Raw genomic sequence first — 18,634 nt, forward strand, 5'->3', positions numbered from 1 at the left:
CCGGGTTTGTGTTGTGGTTGTTTTTCTGGTGGTTCCGGGCCCAGGCGGTTTGGGGTTTTTGCTCGGCGGGGTGGTGTGGGGCGAAAAGGGAAAAAGGAGGGGGGGCGGCGGAGGTTGGGGGGGGGGGGGAGGTCTGGGTAGCGGCCTGTTCGGTGGGGCCAGGCGGAGTGGAGCGGGGCATGGGCGCGTCCTGTAACAGCCAACAAAGGCGCGCATTATACGCGTAGCAATGGCTGCTGGCAGCGTATTGCCGTTGCGTCGTGCTGACGCAACGGCAAGTGCGCTTCAGTCCTGACGGCTGGTGACTTCCAGCAGGTGGTAGCCAAACTGGGTGCGCACCGGACCCTGCACAGTATTCAGCGGTGCGCTGAAAACCACGGTGTCGAACTCTTTGACCATCTGGCCGCGGCCAAAGGTGCCCAGATCGCCACCGTCACGGGACGAGGGACAGGTGGAGTGCTGACGGGCGATTTCGGCGAAGTCGGCACCGCCTTCGATGGCGGCTTTCAGTTCGTTGCAGCGTGCTTCACTGGCAACCAGGATATGACGGGCGCTGGCGCGGGCCATAAGGTTATTCCTTGAATAGTGGGTGAATGAGGGCTAACGCGCTCGCCACGTCAGAGGACGGGCGAGCCTCTGGGTCAGCGCTTGGCGACCAGGTCTTCCAGATGCTCAAGGGCATCCTGCGGCTTGAGTACCAGTACATCGCTTTCCAGGGCGTCCAGCACGACTTCCGCGGTGTTGCCGATCAGTGCACCGGACAGTCCGGTCCGCGCCACGGTGCCCAGTACGGTTACCACGGCCTTGATCTGGCTGGCTACATGGGGGATCAGTACGTCTGCCGGGCCTTCGGCGATGTGCAGTTGGCTATCGCTGAGCGCGTACTGCTCCTGGAAGCTCTTGCAGCTTTCGCGGTAGCGGCTTTCGATGGTGTCCTTGAGCTGGAAGGTCGGATCGGCTGCAGAGAGCATGGGCGAGGGGTGCGCGCATACCACGTGCAACTGGCCTTTGGCCATGTCGGCCATGTCGTTGCAGTGGCTGACAATGCTCGCATGCAAGGTACGGTGCTCGCTGTCACTGTTGCCAACATCCACGGCCGCGAGGAAGTTGCCTCCGGTCCAGGGCGTGTCGGTCTTGACCATCAATACCGGAGCTGGGCAGTAGCGCAGCAGTTTCCAGTCCTCCGGAGTCAGCAGGGCTTTCTTGAGGGGGTTATCCGGGTAGTGCTGCTTGATGACCAGTCCGCAGCCTTCGGCCTGCTGGGCGGCAATGATGGTTTGGTACTGGTTTTCCAGCCAGGACTGCTGGCTGCTCACTGAGTAGCCCTCCTCGCTCAGGCCGGCGCACAACTCGGCAAGATAGGCCGCATGGTCATGCTTCTTCTCGCAGACCAGCAAATGCAGGTGCGACTGGGTCACGCCGGCGATCAGCTTGGCACGCTTGAGCGCCAGGCCTTCCGGACGGTCGGGCTCCATTACCACCAGAATGCTGCGGATGGCATGCATATTCCTATCTCCTTAATTACGAATGGCTTATAGCTGTATCCAATATAGGCAGTGAGCATCGCAGGCAGGTTGATATATATCAAGCCAGTGAAGCTGCCGCGGCCAACTACTGACCGTATAATGCGCTGCCTTTGTGAAGCCTGCCACTTCACTGTGTTATCGAGTGTAAACGCTGGGTTTTAGTGCAACGGCCCAGTCGCTGGAGGAGACCTGCGTGATGCCCCCCGAGACAGCAGCAAGCCCCATGCTTGAGGAGATTTTGCAGTTCCTTGGCGGCCTGGCGACTCCGCCAGCCTGGATTGAACGTGCGCTGGTCGAGCAGGAAACGCTACTCCTGGATCATCGGACGCTGGAGTTCAAGGCGGCACAAACGGCCTTGAGCCTGATGGGCCGCTACCTGACGCGCAGCGAACTGGCTGCGCGGATGTCGCGTCTGGCACGCGAAGAATTGGTGCATTTCGAGCAGGTCACGCGGATTATTCGCCGGCGCGGTATTGAGTTGCGCCATGTGACGGCATCACGCTATGCGTCGGGCCTGCGTGAACAGGTACGCAAGAACGAGCCGGAGCGATTGGTGGATACGCTAATCGTCGGTGCCTTTATCGAGGCGCGTTCCTGTGAACGTTTTGCCGCGCTGGTGCCGCATCTGGATAACGAACTGGCTAAGTTCTATGCCGGGCTGCTGGAGAGCGAGGGGCGTCACTACCAGGGCTATTTGCAGCTGGCTTTGCTGTATGGCGATGCGGGTGATGTGGCGCAGCGCATCGAAGTGATCCGCCAGGTCGAAAATCACTTGATTGCCAGCGTTGATGAGCAGTTTCGTTTCCATAGCGGTTTGCCCGCCTGAACAAGAAGACTCGCTCAATAAAAAAGCCGACCTGGTTACCCAGGTCGGCTTTTTTTATAGCCGGGAGGCTATTACTTGCGGCTGGCTTTTTCCAGCATACGCAGAGCGCGCTCGTTGGCTTCGTCAGCAGTTTGCTGAGCCTTCTGAGCAGCGGCCAGAGCGTCGTCGGCCTTGCGGTAGGCTTCGTCGGCACGAGCTTGAGCGCGGGCAGCGGCGTCTTCGGTAGCGGTCAGGCGAGCTTCTGCTTCTTTGGACAGGCTGCTGCAGCCAGTAGCCAGAACGGCAGCCAGAGCCAGGGCGGACAGTTTCAGAGCGTTGTTCATCGTTTTCCCCTTAAGGTGGTCTTTCCATATGGGTAATTTCTCCATATGGAGAAATCAGCCGGCGTACATGCTACCTGTTTCTTTTAGTAAGTAAACGGAGCCAAGGCAAGCCGTGCAGGTTTTTTTCTTAAATTTCTCGATTGCCGGAGTTGACTGGCGCCAGTAAGTCGGTGTTCTACAATGGCGATAGCTCGCAGTGCGTAAAACAAGGAGATCATGACGAACATGGCAAGGCGTTTTGACATTACCCACGATCTGGCTGCCCATCAGTTTGAAACGCAGCTCGATGGTCATCGCGCTTACCTGGCCTACATGGATCTGGGTAAGGCAACACTGGATATCTACCGGACTTTTGTGCCGGATGCCTTGCGTGGTCAGGGGGTCGCCGCTGCATTGGCTGAAGCGGCGTTGAACTATGCCGAGAGCAGCGGCTATACGGTGATCCCTTCCTGTTCCTATATCGAGCGCTACCTGCAGCGGCGCCAGCGTTCGCGTCATCTCGAGTAGGGCAGGCACATCGCGCCTGCCCTGTCAGGGATCAATCACGCTGCCGCTTGGGCAGTACATCCTTCAGCTTGTGATGCATGCTGCGGATGCTCTTCTCGGTGGTGTCCCAGTCGATGCAGGCATCAGTAATCGAAACGCCGTACTTGAGTTGACAAAGATCCTTGGGAATTGACTGGTTGCCCCAGCCCAGGTGACTTTCCACCATCAGGCCGACAATCGACTGGTTGCCTTCGGCAATCTGGTTGGCCACGTTATCCATGACCAGCGGTTGCAGGGCAGGGTCCTTGTTGGAGTTGGCATGGCTGCAATCGACCATGATGTTCGGGCGAATGCCGGCCTTGGTCAGTTCCTGTTCGCACAGGGCAACGCTCACCGAATCGTAGTTGGGCTTGCCATTGCCGCCACGCAGTACCACGTGACCATAAGCGTTGCCCTTGGTGGTGACGATGGAAACACCGCCCTGCTGGTTGATGCCCAGGAAACGATGTGGGCTGGATACCGACTGCAGGGCATTGATGGCCACGGTCAGGCCGCCGTCGGTGCCGTTCTTGAAGCCGACGGCCGAAGACAGGCCGGAGGCCATTTCACGGTGGGTTTGCGATTCGGTGGTGCGTGCACCGATGGCTGACCAGCTAATCAGGTCCTGCAGGTATTGCGGGGAAATCGGGTCGAGCGCTTCGGTGGCTGTCGGCAGGCCCATTTCGGCGAGGTCGCGCAGCAGTTGGCGGCCGATGTGCAGGCCATCCTGGATTTTGAAAGAGTCATCCAGGTAGGGGTCGTTGATCAGGCCTTTCCAGCCCACGGTAGTGCGCGGCTTTTCGAAATATACGCGCATGACCAGAAAGAGCGTGTCGGCTACTTCAGCGGCCAACGCCTTGAGGCGCTCGGCATACTCATGGGCGGCCTTGATATCGTGGATCGAGCAGGGACCAATGACCACGAACAGTCGATGGTCCTTGCCATCGAGGATGTTGCGGACGACTTCACGACCATGCGCGACAGTCTGCAGGGCCGCCGGCGTGAGGGGAATCTCGCGCTTGAGCTGCTCGGGGGTGATCAGGGTTTCATTGGAGGCGACGTTCAGGTCATCTATCGGTAAATCAGCCATCGTGCTCATCATCTGGTCAGGGTCGTCGAGGGGCTCTTGCACGCGGAGGTTGTGATTGGGCAGCACTGGTAAAGGTGTTAGGGCAGGCTGGATGTTGCAGAAAACGGCATGCGCAAAACGACGTGTGGCAGTGAGGCCGATAGGACAACCCATGATGTGCAAGTAGCTCAAGCGTTGTGCTGGCACAGCGCCAGGCTGGAAGCCAGCCAAGCCTGAACCTTAGCGCGTCGCAGGCGTGCTCGACAATGACCAAAATGTACCTGGCGATGGCCTGGCAGGGCTTAGTTGAACAATGGGTCAGATAAAGCTGGCGCGGGCGAACTCAGCGGCGTGTCGAGTGATCCACTCGTGGGCCATGCTCTCGCTATCGAGTGGTTGGCCGCGTAGCTGCTCCTGCTCACGCCGATAATGTTCGATCTGGCAGATCTGCTCGACCATGCGGGCACGAAACAGGGTGTCTTCGTCGAGGAAGGCGATGCCAACCAGAAAGGCGTCAGCCTGGCGTCTGCACCAGGCTACTACGCCACGGTAGCGAGCCTGTTCGCCGAGTGCCGGAATACGTAGCTCTACGGCGCTGCCGCGTCGAAAGCGTCGCGAGCTGTTGCAGGCCAGACCGCCTAGGCTGATGTTGCAGAGTTGTTGGCGACTGATCGGTGGCAGACGCCGCAGGCGCAGTTCTACCGGCATATCGCTGGGGTGGCGCAGGTAAGTACGCATGCTCATACCCTCCCATTTGAGCCAGTTATCGGCCTGGGATGTCTGCAGTTTAGTGGATGGATGCGCAAGCGGCTGTTGCACTTTGGTCGAGCCGCCTTGGTCTGCTGTGGCAGACTAGTTGTTGCTTGCCCGCAACGCATTGCCGAGGCATGCAACGAAATGGCGAGACTGAAGGGGACACTGATGAGTGAACAGGCAGGGCCGCGCATCGGCATTGTCGGGGCAGGGGCCATTGGCGGCTTCTACGGGCTGTTATTGGCGCGTGCCGGTTTCGATGTGCACTTTTTGTTGCGCAGTGATTACCCGGTTGTGCGCGAGCAGGGATGGCATCTGGAGAGTTGCAGCCTGGGCACGCTCTGCCAGCCGGTCAAGGTGTATGAGGATGCGGCAGCCATGCCACGTTGTGACTGGCTGTTGCTGGCCTGCAAGACCACCAGCAATGCCGAACTGGCGCCGCTGCTGGCACAGGTTGCGGCGGACAATGCCCGGGTCGTCTTGCTGCAGAACGGCCTGGGTGTCGAAGAGGCTGTGCGTCCTCTGTTGCCTGATTCGTTGCACCTGTTGGGCGGGCTGTGTTTTATCTGCGTGCACCGCGCCGCTCCAGGCAAGCTGGTGCATCAGGCCCAGGGCAGCATAAGTCTGGGTTATCACAGCGGGCCGGGTGAGCAGGGTGCGGCGGTGCTTGCTGAAGGTGTGGCGCTGTTGCGTGCGGCAGGTATTGATGCGCGTGGTGTTGCTGATCTGCAGCAGGCGCGTTGGCAGAAGTTGGTCTGGAATGTGCCTTTCAATGGCCTGTCGGTGGTGCTCAATGCCCACACCGGAATGCTGCTGGGTAATCCGACAACCCGAGAACTGGTGCAGACGTTGATGGAGGAGGTCATTGCGGCCGCTGTCAGCGCCGGATGCACATTGCCTGCCGGCTATGCGCAGACGCTACTCAAGGTGACGGAGAACATGCCGGACTACTGGCCGAGCATGCACCATGATTATCGTCATGCTCGCCCGCTGGAGTTGGCGGCCATCTATGCGCAACCGCTACAGCGGGCCCGCGCCATGGCGGTGGAGATGCCCGCGACGCGCATGTTGTACCAGCAGCTGGAATTTCTTCAGGAGGGCGCCGTCGATGGCCAGCCTTGATGAGCAACTGGTGTTGGCGATTTCTTCACGGGCGCTTTTTGATCTGAGTGAAAGCCATCGGATCTATGAGTCGCAGGGCGTTGAAGCCTATCGCCAGTATCAGATCGACAACGAGGAGCAGGTATTGGCGCCCGGCGAGGCATTTCCTCTGGTGCACAAGCTCCTGGCGCTCAACAAGCGTCTTGGGCGGCAGCGTGTCGAGGTCATTCTGGTGTCGCGCAACAGTGCCGATACCGGGCTGCGTATCTTCAACTCCATCGAGCACTATGGTCTGGGGATCAGTCGGGCAGCCTTTGTGGGAGGGCGTAGCCCTTATCCCTATCTGGCGGCCTTCGGCTGTCACTTGTTTTTATCCAGTCATGCAGAGGATGTTCGCAGTGCGCTGGATGCCGGTTTTGCGGCGGCGACACTGTTGCCCGGAGGCGTACGGCGAGCCGAGAGTCATGAGTTGCGTATTGCCTTCGATGGCGACGCCGTGCTGTTTACCGATGCCTCGGAGCGCGTCTTTCAGCAGGATGGCCTGGCCGCTTTCCAGGCGCATGAGCGCACTGCGGCAAGACAGCCCCTGGAGGGCGGTCCTTTCAAGGCCTTTCTGGCGGCACTGAACCAGTTACAGCAGGAGTTTTCCGCTGAGGACTGTCCGATTCGTACGGCCTTGGTCACGGCGCGGTCCGCACCGGCCCATGAACGGGTCATTCGTACATTACGGGCCTGGGATATTCGCCTGGATGAGTCGCTGTTTCTTGGCGGCTTGGAAAAATCGGCGTTTCTCGAGGCATTTGCCGCCGATCTGTTTTTCGATGACCAGACCGGCCATTGCCTGAAGGCCAGTCAGGTGGTGGCGACGGGGCATGTACCGCATGGCGTGAGCAACCCGCCGCAACCCTGACTAAGCTATCTGACAGGCCAGTCAGGATGTCGAGGAGGCCAGATGGTTCGCTCTATTCTCTATGCCACGGACCTAGGGCTTTACGCACCCTACGTATTGCAGCATGCGCTGAGCCTGGCGCATGCCTATCGTGCCGAATTGTACGTAGTGCATGCGGTGGAGCCGATGGGGTTGTTTGCCGAGTCGGTGCTGCAGACCTACCTTGATCAGGAGCGCCTGCAGGATCTGCGTGGTGGTGGGTTGCATACCGTGATGTGCAACATCGAGCAGCGTGTGCTGGAGGCTTTCCGCGAGGAAATGGCCGAAGCGGTACAGGACATGTCGATGATCAGTGCGGTGCATGTGCTGCAGGGTGATCCACCGCAGGTGATTCTTGATGAAGCGCATAAGCTGGGCGCTGACTTGCTGGTGCTGGGCAGCCACAGCCATGGTGCGCGCCTGGATATACCGCTGGGACGTACCGCAGCGCGTGTTCTGCAGTTGTCCGAGGTGCCGGTGTATCTGGTGCCGATGTTGCAGCATCGCGGGCGTGGTGAGCTGTAAGCGTTTTGCTCAGGAACTTTGTCGGTATGTGGCTCTCCATGCAGGCATGGTTGTACGGAATCATCGCGACGATAAGGATTAAATCGTCTAAATTGTCTTTTTAAACCAATTCAAAGGTTATAAAAGAGCGGCGCCGCCAGCAGGCGGCCGCGTCCGTTCTGTTGCCGAGGGATGCACATGAAACTGCAGCAATTGCGCTATATCTGGGAAGTGGCCCATCACGACCTCAACGTGTCGGCTACAGCGCAGAGCCTGTTCACATCGCAACCGGGAATCAGCAAGCAGATTCGCCTGCTGGAAGATGAGCTGGGCGTGGAGGTTTTTGCGCGCAGTGGCAAACACTTGACCCGGGTGACCCCGGCGGGCGAGCGGATCATCACTACCGCCGGAGAAATCCTGCGCAAGGTGGAAAGTATCAAGCAGATTGCCCAGGAGTTTTCCAACGAGAAGCGCGGCACACTGTCGATCGCCACCGCGCATACCCAGGCGCGTTATGCGTTGCCTCCGGTGATCAGCAGTTTCATTCGGCAGTACCCTGAGGTGACCTTGCACATGAACCAGGGGACGCCCATGCAGATTGCCGAGATGGCTGCCGATGGCACTGTCGATTTCGCCATTGCCACCGAAGCGCTGGAGCTGTTTGGCGATCTGGTAATGATGCCTTGCTATCGCTGGAACCGCTGCGTGATCGTCCCGCAGGGACATCCACTGGCCAGTTTGCCCAAGCTGACCCTGGCTGACCTGGCTGAGCATCCTCTGGTGACGTATGTGTTTGGCTTCACCGGGCGTTCCAAGCTGGATGACGCCTTCGCCCGTGAGGGGCTTACGCCAAAGGTAGTGTTTACCGCAGCGGACGCCGACGTGATCAAGACCTACGTACGTCTGGGGCTGGGCGTGGGCATCGTGGCGGGTATGTCTGTGGATGCCAAGCTCGACAGTGACCTGGTGGTGTTGGATGCCAGTGAGTTGTTCGAGGCCAGTGTCACCAAGATTGGCTTTCGCCGTGGGACTTTCCTGCGCGGTTTCATGTATGACTTCATCGAGGCTTTTGCACCGCACCTGACGCGCGAGCGGGTGAATCAGGCGGTGCAGTGCCATAGCAAAGCGGAAGTCGACGAGTTGTTCGCGACCGTCAAGCTACCGGTGCACTGAGTGCTACAGGCACAAAAAAACCCGGCGAGCCGGGTTTTTTTGTGTTGCTGACGTCTCCCGAAGGAGACGTCGAACCTGTTCTTAGTGGAACTGGTTCATGGTGTTGTCTTTACCGCTTGCCTTCAGAGCCGCTTCGCCAGCGAAGTACTCTTTGTGGTTGTCGCCGATGTCGGAGCCAGCCATGTTCTGGTGCTTGACGCAGGCGATACCCTGACGCAGTTCCTGACGCTGAACGCCTTTCACGTAGGCCAGCATGCCCTGGTCGGCGAAGTAGCCTTTGGCCAGGTTGTCGGTCGACAGAGCGGCAGTGTGGTAGGTCGGCAGGGTGATCAGGTGGTGGAAGATGCCGGCGTGAGCAGAACCGTCACGCTGGAAGGTACGGATCTTCTCGTCAGCGATCTGAGCCAGTTCAGTCTCGTCGTACTCGACGCTCATCAGCTTGGCGCGGTCGTAGGCGGAAACGTCCTTGCCTTCGGCGACCATGGCATCGAATACCTGCTGGCGGAAGTTCAGGGTCCAGTTGAAGGACGGGCTGTTGTTGTAAACCAGCTTGGCGTTCGGGATGACTTCGCGGATGCGGTCAACCATGCCCTTGATCTGGCCAACGTGCGGCTTCTCGGTTTCGATCCACAGCAGGTCGGCACCGTTCTGCAGCGAGGTGATGCAGTCCAGTACGCAGCGGTCTTCGCCAGTGCCAGCGCGGAACTGGAACAGGTTGGACGGCAGACGCTTCGGACGCAGCAGCTTGCCACCGCGGTTGATCACGACGTCACCGTTGCCCAGGTCGGAGGCGGCAACTTCTTCGCAATCCAGGAAGGAGTTGTACAGGTCGCCCAGGTCGCCCGGCTCTTTGGTCACGGCGATCTGCTTGGTCAGGCCAGCACCCAGGGAGTCGGTACGCGCAACGATTACACCGTTGTCGATGCCCAGCTCGAGGAAGGCGTAGCGAACGGCAGCGATCTTGGCCAGGAAGTCAGCGTGCGGAACGGTGACTTTACCGTCTTGGTGACCGCACTGCTTCTCGTCGGAAACCTGGTTTTCGATCTGGATGCAGCAAGCGCCTGCTTCGATCATGCGCTTGGCCAGCAGGTAGGTGGCTTCCGGGTTACCGAAACCAGCGTCGATGTCGGCGATGATCGGGACGATGTGGGTTTCGTAGTTGTCGATCTGGTTCTGGATCTCGGCAGCCTTGGCGTTGTCGCCGGCAGCGCGGGCAGCGTCCAGAGCGGTGAACAGCAGGTCCAGTTCGCGGCTGTCAGCCTGACGCAGGAAGGTGTACAGCTCTTCGATCAGGTCGGAGACGGCAGTCTTCTCGTGCATCGACTGGTCCGGCAGCGGGCCGAAGTCGGAACGCAGCGCAGCAACCATCCAGCCGGACAGGTACAGGTAGCGCTTGTTGGTGGTGCCCAGGTGCTTCTTGATGGCGATCAGCTTCTGCTGGCCAATGAAGCCGTGCCAGCAGCCCAGCGACTGGGTGTACTTGGACGAGTCGGCGTCGTACTCGGCCATGTCCTTGCGCATGATGTCGGCGGTGTACTGAGCGATTTCCAGACCGGTCTTGAAGCGGTTCTGAGCGCGCATGCGGGCGACAGATTCCGGGTTGATAGCGCTCCAGCTGCTGCCAGCGGCTTCTTTCAGCGCGGCAACGGCCTTGATGTCGTTTTGATATGCGGACATGGTCAATCCTTCAGAAAATATGTTTGGTTGAGCACCGACTACCCAGGCACGCGGCAACAGGGCTGCTGTGTAGGGCGGCTTCCGCGGATCGAAGAGGGGACAACCTGAACCTGGCTGGCGCTGACAAGGAGGGGGACGAACAGTATCGAGCGCGGATTTTGATTGTTCAGAAAAACTTGCCGGCTCGTGGGTGCCGTTGGGTGTAGCTGAACTTTACCGTGCATCGGGCTGATACGTGATGACGCTTCCCCGTCCCTCAGGACAACTTGGTTCCAGTCGCAACCTCGTCGAACGGCCTTGTGGGCTGTGTCAGACACGAATCGGCAAACCAGTACGGCAGACCGATCTGGAGGTTCCTGACGGAAACCCCAGGCTAGCGGGAGCGGCGCAATGATGCGCCTCTGTGCGCGCTCAGTCAAACCTTTTGTAGTGCCTTTGGTCGCTGCACTACAAGTGCGCAGTGGCCGTGCCAGGGCCCTGCAGGTCAGTCGAGTGCTTCGACCTTGATGCGCAGCCCCATGTCCTGGCTGCCCTGGGTGCTGTGCTGGCGCAGGAAGGCCGAGTCATTGCCGCTGCGCTGCTCACTGATACCGCCCAGGGTGATCCACTCGCCGAGACGACCGCTGATGCGTGTGTCGGTCAGCTGCGTGTCGATGCTCCCAGGGTGTTGCTGGCTGAGGCGGTCGTTGTGACTGCTCAGGGTAATGTGCACCAGCTCGCCGCTCAGCGTTGCGGTCACGTAGATGCCGCGGGTGACATTGCGGTATTCGGTGCTTTGGTAAACCTGTCCGTAGGGGCCTGTGCCGCGTTGCTGCAGCGGCATGCTCTGGCCAGTCTGGATCAGTGCCGGATACCCCTCGCTGGCCTGGATCTGCTGCAGGCCGCCACTGCGGCTTTGCGTGCTGCGGTTGATGATACGCACCTGATCATTGCCGTGACGTTCGCCGCGCCCGCTGATGACCTCGACATCGCCGATGCGCGCGCTGCCATCGACCCGATAGCCCTGGTCGTGCTGCTGCAGGCTGTCCTGCGTATCGACGCTGATCAGCAGGCGGCGAGCCGGGCGGTCCAGTTGTTGCAGCAGACTTTTCAGCTCTTCGATGCGCTCACTGGGCGCATTGACGATCAGCTGGTTGCCGTAGGCGGTGACGCGCCCCTCATGGCCGAGTACCGAACGGGCAACTTCAATGACATCCTCGGCCATGCGGTTGTTAAGGCTGATGGCTTCGGTGGCCGCCAGACTCAGGCTGCTGGCAAAGGTCAGGAACAGGGCGAGCAGGCCAGCTTTCACAGTAGAAAACTCCGCAGTTCAGGATCGCTTTGGCTGGTGTTCCAGGCCTGCTCGAATTGCAACAGGCGCTGGCGAACACGTGCCGGTTCGTTGTATTGCACATAGCCGGTCGGCAGGTTGGGCTGAGGGCGGGTCAGCAGGCCGCAATCATCGACCAGTAGGAAGCAAATGTCTTCGGCAGGATAGTCCGGGTGCACGCGGCGAATCTGCAGGTTACTCGACAGGCGGCGTGCAAGGTTGAGCAAGCGGTGGCCTTGTTTGACGATCAGGCTGCTGTCGCGCAACAGGATGCGCAGGCTGTTCTTCGGGCTGGCCAACAGGAAGGCCTTGCAGGCTTCCTGCACGTTGCGGTGATCGTACAGCCAGGGCTCCAGATTGTGGCTGTACAGGCACAGGCGAAAACGTGCCTGCTGGAGCAGAGTCAGCGCATGCTGGCAGGCCTGCTCGGGACTGCTGAAACGTTCCAGCCCCGCTGGCAGAGCTGGCTGTGCACTACTGCCGCTGGCGGGCAGACCAGGGGGTGCCGGACTTGCAGGGTTGTGGATGCTGAAGCGTCCGGGTGATTGGAAGTCGATAGCCGGCAGTTCCGGGCTTTCGGCGTCCTGCGGGCTAGCGTCTTCTTCGTGCATGGCGGGGCCTCAGTGGCTTTCGCGCAGCATATCCACATGGGGGATGCCGGCTTCCAGGTATTCATCGCTGACTATCCGAAAGCCTAGTCGTTCGTAGAACGCTGTGGCGTGAACCTGAGCACTGAGGTGTTGCTGGCGCAGGCCGCGCTGTTCGGCCTCGGCAATGGCGGCCTGCATGAGTCGCTCGCCGACCTTGAGGCCGCGCCAGTCGCGGAGTACCGAAACCCGGCCGATATGCCCATCGCTGAGCAGGCGTGCGGTGCCTATCGGGTAGTCATCCTCAAGCGCCAGGAAATGGATGGCCTGGCTGTCCTCGCTGTCCCATTCCAGTTCGGGGGCCACACTCTGTTCGTTGATGAAGACTGCCTCGCGGATGCGTCGCAGTGCGGCATTATCCTTGTGCCAGTCGGCCAGGCGTACGTGAACTTTACTCATCGGCAAACTCCAGGCTGCCTTGCTTGATCAGTTCCAGAAGCAGGGTATGGGCTTCTTCCTGCTGCAACCATGGCGCCAGGTTGTCGGCGTGCAGCGCCGGAGCCTGACAGAGTAGCTGGAGCAGTTCGCGCAGCTCACCACCCAGCAGGCGGCCCTGGCCGCTGGCGAACAGCATCAGCTCGTCACCCAGTTCCGCCCAGGCCAGGCGCGCGCTGGGATTGCGCACCAGCATGGCGCCTTCATCCAGTGCCTGCTGCAGTTGCGAGGCTTGCAGGTCCTCGCCCTGCAGCAGTTCCGGGTAGCGCGGCTCGGTCATGAACTGGCCGAACCAGGCCATCAGCAGGCGGTCATCCTGCAAGTGCTGATTGAGCAGGCCACGCAGGCGCTGCAGTGCGTCAGCCTGGATTTTCTGGGGCTCGCCGCCAGGTTGCAGGTCGGCGTCGGCATAGCGCTCTTCGTCGGGGAGGAACTGCGCGACGAAATCGGTGAAGTGCACCAGCACTTCGCTGGCACTGGGGGCGCGGAAGCCTACCGAATAGGTCATGCAGTCATCTTCGGCGATACCGTAATGCGCCAGTCGCGGGGGTAGGTAGAGCATGTCGCCGGGCGCCAGCAGCCATTCGTCGGTTTGCTGGAAGTCGGCCAGGATGCGCAGGTCCGGATGATCGAGCAGCGCGCTGTCGCTGTCGCACATCTGGCCAATCCGCCAGCGGCGATGGCCGTGACCTTGGAGGAGGAATACGTCGTAGTTATCGAAGTGTGGTCCGACCCCGCCACCCGGTGCGGCGTAGCTGATCATCACGTCGTCGATACGCCAGCTGGGCAGGAAGCGGAAGTGCTCAAGCAGTTCGGCCACTTCCGGCACGAACTGGTCGACCGCCTGTACCAGCAGGGTCCAGTCGCGTTCGGGAAGCTGGCTGAAACTGTCTTCGGCAAACGGTCCGCGGCGCAACTCCCAGGGTTGCGCGCCATGCTCGATGATCAGGCGTGATTCGACGCAGTCTTCCAGGGACAGTCCGGCCAATTCATCGGGGCTTAACGGGCTTTCGAAGTCCGGGAACGCCTGGCGCACCAGCAGCGGCTTTTTCTGCCAGTAGTCGCGCAGGAACTGGCGAGGCGTCAGGCCGCCGAGAAGTTGCAGGGGTGTGTCGGCATTCATGTCGGTGTCCTTGAAGAAAGACGCCCGGTATTGCCGGGCGTAGCGCGTGACGACAGGCTGAGCACCTGGCCTTGTTGGTCAAGGTCAGGTGTTGTCAGGGTCACGGCAGGCTCAGATGCGCTTGGCCTGGGCGATAGCGTTGCCGATGTAGCGCGCTGGGGTGAGCTCCTTGAGCTCCTCCTTGGCAGCGGTCGGCATGTCCAGGTCGTCGATGAAGGTCAGCAGCGCGTCGGGGCTGATGCCCTTGCCACGGGTCAGTTCCTTGAGCTTCTCGTAGGGGTTCTCGATGGCGTAGCGGCGCATCACGGTCTGGATCGGCTCGGCCAGGACTTCCCAGCAGGCGTCCAGGTCTTCGGCGATGCGCGCTTCGTTCAGCTCCAGCTTGCCGATACCCTTGAGGCTGGCCTCGTAGGCAATGACGCTGTGGGCGAAGCCGACACCCAGGTTGCGCAGCACGGTGGAGTCGGTCAGGTCGCGCTGCCAGCGGGAGATCGGCAGCTTGCTGGCCAGGTGCTGGAAGATCGCGTTGGCGATGCCCAGGTTGCCTTCGGAGTTCTCGAAGTCGATCGGGTTGACCTTGTGCGGCATGGTCGAGGAGCCGATTTCACCCGCCACGGTCTTCTGCTTGAAGTAGCCGAGGGAGATGTAGCCCCACACATCACGGTCGAAGTCGATGAGGATGGTATTGAAGCGGGCGATGGCGTCGAACAGCTCGGCGATGTAGTCGTGCGGCTCGATCTGCGTGGTGTAGGGGTTCCACTGCAGGCCCAGGTCGTCCTCGATGAACTGCTTGGCGTTGGCTTCCCAGTCGATCTGCGGGTAGGCGGACAGGTGGGCGTTGTAGTTGCCTACGGCGCCGTTGATCTTGCCCAGCAGCGGTACGGCGGCTACCTGGGCGACCTGGCGCTCCAGGCGGTAGACCACGTTGGCCAGTTCCTTGCCCAGAGTGGTCGGCGAGGCCGGCTGGCCATGGGTGCGCGAGAGCATGGGGACGCTGGCGAACTTGACAGCCAATGCGCGGATGGCGTCGGCGATCTGTTTCATCAGCGGCAGCAGAACGGTGTCGCGGCCTTCGCGCAGCATCAGGGCGTGGGACAGGTTGTTGATGTCCTCGCTGGTGCAGGCGAAGTGGATAAATTCGCTGACCGCGGCCAGTTCCGGCAGTTTGGCGGCCTGCTCCTTGAGCAGGTATTCCACGGCCTTGACGTCGTGGTTGGTGGTGCGCTCGATCTCTTTCACACGCTCGGCGTGTTCGATGGCGAAGTTCTCCGCCAGCTCGTTGAGCAGGGCGTTGGCTGCGGCGGAGAAGGGCGCCACTTCGGCGATGCCTTCATGGGCGGCCAGGCGTTGCAGCCAGCGGACTTCGACCAGAACGCGATTACGGATCAGGCCGTACTCACTGAAGATCGGGCGCAACGCTGCAGTTTTGCCGGCATAGCGGCCATCGACGGGGGAAACGGCGGTGAGCGAGGAAAGCTGCATGGGTCGTTCTCGGCAGTGGGTCGGCGAAAAGGGCGCGCATTATACCTGAAACTCGAGGTGGCGAGCTTAGCGGGTGGTGCGGCTCCGCCAGAGGCTTAGCAGGCTGGCAGTGAAAATCAGTGCGGCACCGAGCAGCGAACTGCTGTCCGGTGTTTCGCCCCAGCGCCACCAGGCGATCAGCCCGGCGAAAACAATCGCCAGATAGGCGAAGGGACCTATGCGTCCGGGAGGGGCCAGCGAGTAGGCCTTGGACATGATGATCTGGCTGACCGTCGCCAACAGGCCAACGCCTAGCAGTAGCCATAGTTGCTGGGCCTGCAGGGGCTGCCAGGCCCAGGTCATGGGAATCGCGGAGAGCAGGGTGCTGAACAGAGCGAAGTAAAACACCATGCGAAAAGCCGGTTCGCTGTCGCTCATTTCACGGATCGAGACGAAGGCAAAGGCGGCCAGAATGCTGGCTGCCAGGCCGACCAGTGCCTGGCCTTGCAGTAGGGCGCCGGATGGCTTGGCGACCAGTAGTACGCCGACCAGGCCGATCAGGCTGGCCAGCAGCATGCGCGCATTGAGGGGTTCCTTCAGCCACCACCAGGCAATCAGTGGGGTAAACAGGGGGGCTGAGTAGGTGAACAGCATGGCGTCAGCCAGCGGGAGGTGGGCGATTGCATAGAAGAAGCAGTACATCGCCGCCAGGCCGTAGGTGGTGCGCCACAGATGCGACTTCAGGCGTGTGGTTCGCAGAGGGGCAAGCCCCTTGAAAAGCAGCAGGGGCAGAAAGAACAGGACGCCAATCAGATTGCGGAAGAACACCACCGACTCGTTGTTCACGCTGCTGGAGGCTTCGCGGATCAATACGCCCATCAGAGCAAACAGCAGTGCCGACAGGGTCAGCAGCGCCGCGCCATGCAAGGGGCGAACGCTGCGTGTGGTGGTTTCCTTCATGCCTGGTCGCGCAGCCGTGGGTAGATTGCCTGCAGCAGTTTCTGGCGACTGAACACCAGTTGCCAGCGATGGCCGCCGAGCTGTCGCCACAGTCGGGCGCAGCGAATGCCGGCCAGTAACAAGGCGCGAATGCGTGCGGCATTGTCCGGTTGCTGCAGGAAGCGCATATCACCGTGTACCTGGATACGCTGGCGGAATGTACTGATGGTGTCCTGATATAGACCGCCGCATGCGGCGATTACATTGGCATGGGTCAGCCCGAAGTGTCCCACCTGTTGTTCGATCTGTTGCAGGCGCTGGCCAATGATCTGCAGCAGGTCGTCACGCTTGGCCAGTTGGCGCTCCAGCATCAGCAGGGCCAGGGCGTAGCGCAGCGGTTCACGTTGCAGGCTGCTGCTGTTGCGCTCCAAAGCGCCAGCCAGGGCTTTGTAGCCTTCGCGCAGGTTGAGGTCGTCGCCGCCAAAGACTTCCAGGGTGTTTTGCGGGTCGCGTACCAGCAGGCTGCCTAGCAGGCAGCTGAGTTGTGCTTCCGGTGCCTGGCCGGTGCGCGCAATGCGATCGGCCAGTGCGGCGGCAGTAAACACCCCGCCCAGCGCGAGCAGTTGTTCGTCAAGACGATTCATGCTGGGCGCCCCGAGCCAGGCAAAGGTTCGGCATATTCGATGACGCCGCCGCCCAGGCACAGCTCGCCGTCGTAGAACACCACCGACTGGCCGGGTGTTACGGCACGCTGTGGCTGATCAAAGACTACCCGGTAACCCTCTGCGCTCTGCTGCAGTGTGCAGGCCTGGTCGGCCTGGCGGTAGCGCACCTTGGCAGTCAGGCGGCGTGGCTCGTTCAGGTGCAGCGGGTTGATCCAATAGATCTGCGAGGCAGTCAGCGCCGGCGAATACAGCCAGGGATGTTCGTTGCCCTGGCCGACGACCAGCACATTGCGCGTCAGGTCCTTGTGCAGCACGTACCAGGGCTCATCGCTGGCGTTCTTCATGCCGCCGATGCCCAGCCCCTGGCGCTGGCCGATGGTGTGGTACATCAAACCGTGGTGGCGGCCGATGACCTGGCCGTCGGTGGTTTCGATGTCGCCCGGCTGGGCCGGCAGGTATTGCTTGAGGAAGTCGCTGAAGCGTCGCTCGCCGATGAAGCAGATGCCGGTGGAGTCCTTCTTCTTGGCAGTGGCCAGTTGGTACTTCTCGGCGATGGCGCGTACCTGGGGCTTTTCCAGTTCGCCTACCGGGAATAGCGTGCGGCCGATCTGTTCGCCGCCCACTGCATGCAGGAAGTAACTCTGGTCCTTGTTCGGGTCGAGGCCTTTGAGCAGTTCACTGCGTCCTTCGACGTCGCGGCGCCGCACGTAGTGGCCGGTGGCGATCAGGTCAGCGCCGAGGCCCAGGGCATAGTCGAGGAAGGCTTTGAACTTGATCTCGCGGTTGCACAGGATGTCCGGGTTTGGTGTCCGCCCGGCCCTGTATTCGGCGAGGAAGTGTTCGAAGACGTTGTCCCAGTACTCTGCGGCGAAATTGGCGGTATGCAGCTTGATACCGATCCGCTCGCATACGGCCTGGGCGTCGGCCAGGTCATCCATGGCGGTGCAGTATTCGGTGCCGTCGTCTTCCTCCCAGTTCTTCATGAACAGGCCTTCGACCTGATAGCCCTGTTCCAGCAGGAGCAGGGCCGAGACGGAGGAGTCGACACCGCCGGACATGCCGACGATGACTCGGGTATTGGCTGGTACGGACATGGCAAGGGCACGCTTGGATCAAAGGTGCCGATTCTAACAGAAGGGGGGCGCCGGGTTGCCAGCCGCGTGCGCTCAGCGGATCAGGCTGAGCGGATGACGATGCCCGCTGAGGTAGTCATCGATGCAGCGCAGTACCAGTTCGCTACGCCAACGCTCCGCTTCGCCAAGTAGTTGTTCGCGGGTCATCCAGCACGGCCCGACAATGCCGTCGTCCAGTTGGCGTTCCGGATGGTGTCTGCGGGGTTTGGCGGCAAAACAGACGCGTTGATAGGTCACGCCATTGCTGGGTGCGGTGTACAGATAAATGCCCACTACGGCAAAGGGTTCGACTTCCCAGCCGGTTTCCTCCAGGGTTTCGCGGATGGCTGCCTGGATCAGACCTTCGTCGGCTTCCAAATGCCCGGCAGGTTGGTTTAGAACGATACGCTGGTTGGCCTGCTCTTCGACCATAAGGAACAGGCCGTCGTTTTCAACGATGGTGGCAACGGTGACGTGAGGGGTAAAGCGCATGGGTATCTCCCGAACTGGGCGCCCAGTGTGATGTATCGGGCGAGGG

The 18,634-nt window shown here is 60.8% G+C and carries 21 protein-coding genes; 6 read left to right on the forward strand and 15 right to left on the reverse strand.

The window, feature by feature from the left end; genetic code table 11:
• Nucleotides 1–285: 285 nt before the first annotated feature.
• A complete protein-coding gene (locus tag CFY91_RS11715; RefSeq protein ID WP_093986560.1) occupies nt 286–567 on the reverse strand; it encodes a peptidylprolyl isomerase in 282 nt (93 codons plus the stop codon).
• A 74-nt stretch (nt 568–641) separates the two neighbouring features.
• Nucleotides 642–1,505, reverse strand: coding sequence for a universal stress protein (locus CFY91_RS11720; RefSeq protein ID WP_093986561.1), 864 nt, complete (start codon nt 1,503–1,505; stop codon nt 642–644).
• 244 nt (nt 1,506–1,749) lie between these two features.
• Here CFY91_RS11720 and CFY91_RS11725 point away from each other — a divergent pair, with 244 nt between their 5' ends.
• Nucleotides 1,750–2,352 (forward strand): MiaE family protein, encoded by a 603-nt coding sequence (locus CFY91_RS11725; protein WP_093986562.1) that lies wholly within the window; start codon nt 1,750–1,752, stop codon nt 2,350–2,352.
• 71 nt (nt 2,353–2,423) lie between these two features.
• Here the strand turns inward: CFY91_RS11725 and CFY91_RS11730 are convergent, their stop codons facing one another.
• On the reverse strand, nt 2,424–2,675 hold the full coding sequence (locus CFY91_RS11730; protein WP_093986563.1) for an Lpp/OprI family alanine-zipper lipoprotein: 252 nt from the start codon (nt 2,673–2,675) through the stop codon (nt 2,424–2,426).
• Nucleotides 2,676–2,900: 225 nt separating this feature from the next.
• Between CFY91_RS11730 and CFY91_RS11735 the strand changes: the two genes are divergently transcribed.
• Entirely contained in the window at nt 2,901–3,182 is a 282-nt protein-coding gene (locus CFY91_RS11735; RefSeq protein ID WP_093986564.1) for a GNAT family N-acetyltransferase, read from the forward strand.
• Between the two features lie 31 nt (nt 3,183–3,213).
• On the opposite strand, the gene CFY91_RS11740 is transcribed toward CFY91_RS11735, so the two are convergent.
• Nucleotides 3,214–4,290, reverse strand: a complete 1,077-nt coding sequence (locus tag CFY91_RS11740) for a 3-deoxy-7-phosphoheptulonate synthase (protein WP_093986565.1) — start codon at nt 4,288–4,290, stop codon at nt 3,214–3,216.
• A 297-nt stretch (nt 4,291–4,587) separates the two neighbouring features.
• Nucleotides 4,588–5,007 (reverse strand): PilZ domain-containing protein, encoded by a 420-nt coding sequence (locus tag CFY91_RS11745; protein ID WP_093986652.1) that lies wholly within the window; start codon nt 5,005–5,007, stop codon nt 4,588–4,590.
• A 183-nt stretch (nt 5,008–5,190) separates the two neighbouring features.
• On the opposite strand from CFY91_RS11745, the gene CFY91_RS11750 reads away from it, so the two are divergent.
• From CFY91_RS11750 to cysB, 4 genes are all read left to right on the forward strand, one after another.
• Nucleotides 5,191–6,144, forward strand: coding sequence for a putative 2-dehydropantoate 2-reductase (locus CFY91_RS11750; protein ID WP_093986566.1), 954 nt, complete (start codon nt 5,191–5,193; stop codon nt 6,142–6,144).
• Nucleotides 6,131–7,033 carry a 5'-nucleotidase gene (locus CFY91_RS11755; protein WP_093986567.1) on the forward strand — a complete coding sequence of 301 codons (903 nt, stop codon included), beginning with the start codon at nt 6,131–6,133 and terminating at the stop codon, nt 7,031–7,033. Before CFY91_RS11750 ends, CFY91_RS11755 begins: the two co-directional genes overlap by 14 nt.
• Nucleotides 7,034–7,075: 42 nt before the next feature.
• Nucleotides 7,076–7,576, forward strand: a complete 501-nt coding sequence (locus CFY91_RS11760) for a universal stress protein (protein ID WP_093986568.1) — start codon at nt 7,076–7,078, stop codon at nt 7,574–7,576.
• Between the two features lie 177 nt (nt 7,577–7,753).
• Entirely contained in the window at nt 7,754–8,728 is a 975-nt protein-coding gene (gene cysB / locus CFY91_RS11765; RefSeq protein WP_093986569.1) for an HTH-type transcriptional regulator CysB, read from the forward strand.
• A gap of 81 nt (nt 8,729–8,809) precedes the next feature.
• Here the strand turns inward: cysB and CFY91_RS11770 are convergent, their stop codons facing one another.
• The 10 genes from CFY91_RS11770 to CFY91_RS11815 all read right to left on the reverse strand — a co-directional run bounded on the left by CFY91_RS11770 (nt 8,810) and on the right by CFY91_RS11815 (nt 18,588).
• Nucleotides 8,810–10,405, reverse strand: coding sequence for an isocitrate lyase (locus tag CFY91_RS11770; protein WP_093986570.1), 1,596 nt, complete (start codon nt 10,403–10,405; stop codon nt 8,810–8,812).
• 484 nt (nt 10,406–10,889) lie between these two features.
• A complete protein-coding gene (locus CFY91_RS11775; protein WP_093986571.1) occupies nt 10,890–11,696 on the reverse strand; it encodes a secretin N-terminal domain-containing protein in 807 nt (268 codons plus the stop codon).
• The gene (locus tag CFY91_RS11780; RefSeq protein ID WP_093986572.1) at nt 11,693–12,325 is read right to left on the reverse strand and encodes a DUF7931 domain-containing protein; all 633 of its coding nucleotides are present in this window, start codon (nt 12,323–12,325) and stop codon (nt 11,693–11,695) included. Before CFY91_RS11780 ends, CFY91_RS11775 begins: the two co-directional genes overlap by 4 nt.
• Nucleotides 12,326–12,334: 9 nt before the next feature.
• Nucleotides 12,335–12,760, reverse strand: a complete 426-nt coding sequence (locus tag CFY91_RS11785) for a GNAT family N-acetyltransferase (protein WP_093986573.1) — start codon at nt 12,758–12,760, stop codon at nt 12,335–12,337.
• The gene (locus tag CFY91_RS11790; RefSeq protein WP_093986574.1) at nt 12,753–13,919 is read right to left on the reverse strand and encodes a ribosomal protein uL16 3-hydroxylase; all 1,167 of its coding nucleotides are present in this window, start codon (nt 13,917–13,919) and stop codon (nt 12,753–12,755) included. Before CFY91_RS11790 ends, CFY91_RS11785 begins: the two co-directional genes overlap by 8 nt.
• A gap of 111 nt (nt 13,920–14,030) precedes the next feature.
• Entirely contained in the window at nt 14,031–15,401 is a 1,371-nt protein-coding gene (purB, locus tag CFY91_RS11795; protein ID WP_093986575.1) for an adenylosuccinate lyase, read from the reverse strand.
• A gap of 66 nt (nt 15,402–15,467) precedes the next feature.
• The gene (locus CFY91_RS11800; RefSeq protein ID WP_093986576.1) at nt 15,468–16,340 is read right to left on the reverse strand and encodes a DMT family transporter; all 873 of its coding nucleotides are present in this window, start codon (nt 16,338–16,340) and stop codon (nt 15,468–15,470) included.
• Complete coding sequence (hflD, locus tag CFY91_RS11805) at nt 16,337–16,963, reverse strand: high frequency lysogenization protein HflD (RefSeq protein WP_093986577.1); 627 nt, start codon at nt 16,961–16,963, stop codon at nt 16,337–16,339. Before hflD ends, CFY91_RS11800 begins: the two co-directional genes overlap by 4 nt.
• Entirely contained in the window at nt 16,960–18,078 is a 1,119-nt protein-coding gene (mnmA, locus tag CFY91_RS11810) for a tRNA 2-thiouridine(34) synthase MnmA (RefSeq protein WP_093986578.1), read from the reverse strand. The genes hflD and mnmA overlap by 4 nt, the downstream gene beginning before the upstream one ends.
• Nucleotides 18,079–18,150: 72 nt before the next feature.
• A complete protein-coding gene (locus CFY91_RS11815; protein WP_093986579.1) occupies nt 18,151–18,588 on the reverse strand; it encodes an NUDIX hydrolase in 438 nt (145 codons plus the stop codon).
• Nucleotides 18,589–18,634 lie beyond the last annotated feature (46 nt).

This window comes from Pseudomonas fluvialis (assembly GCF_002234375.1).
Taxonomy (GTDB): Bacteria; Pseudomonadota; Gammaproteobacteria; order Pseudomonadales; family Pseudomonadaceae; genus Aquipseudomonas; species Aquipseudomonas fluvialis.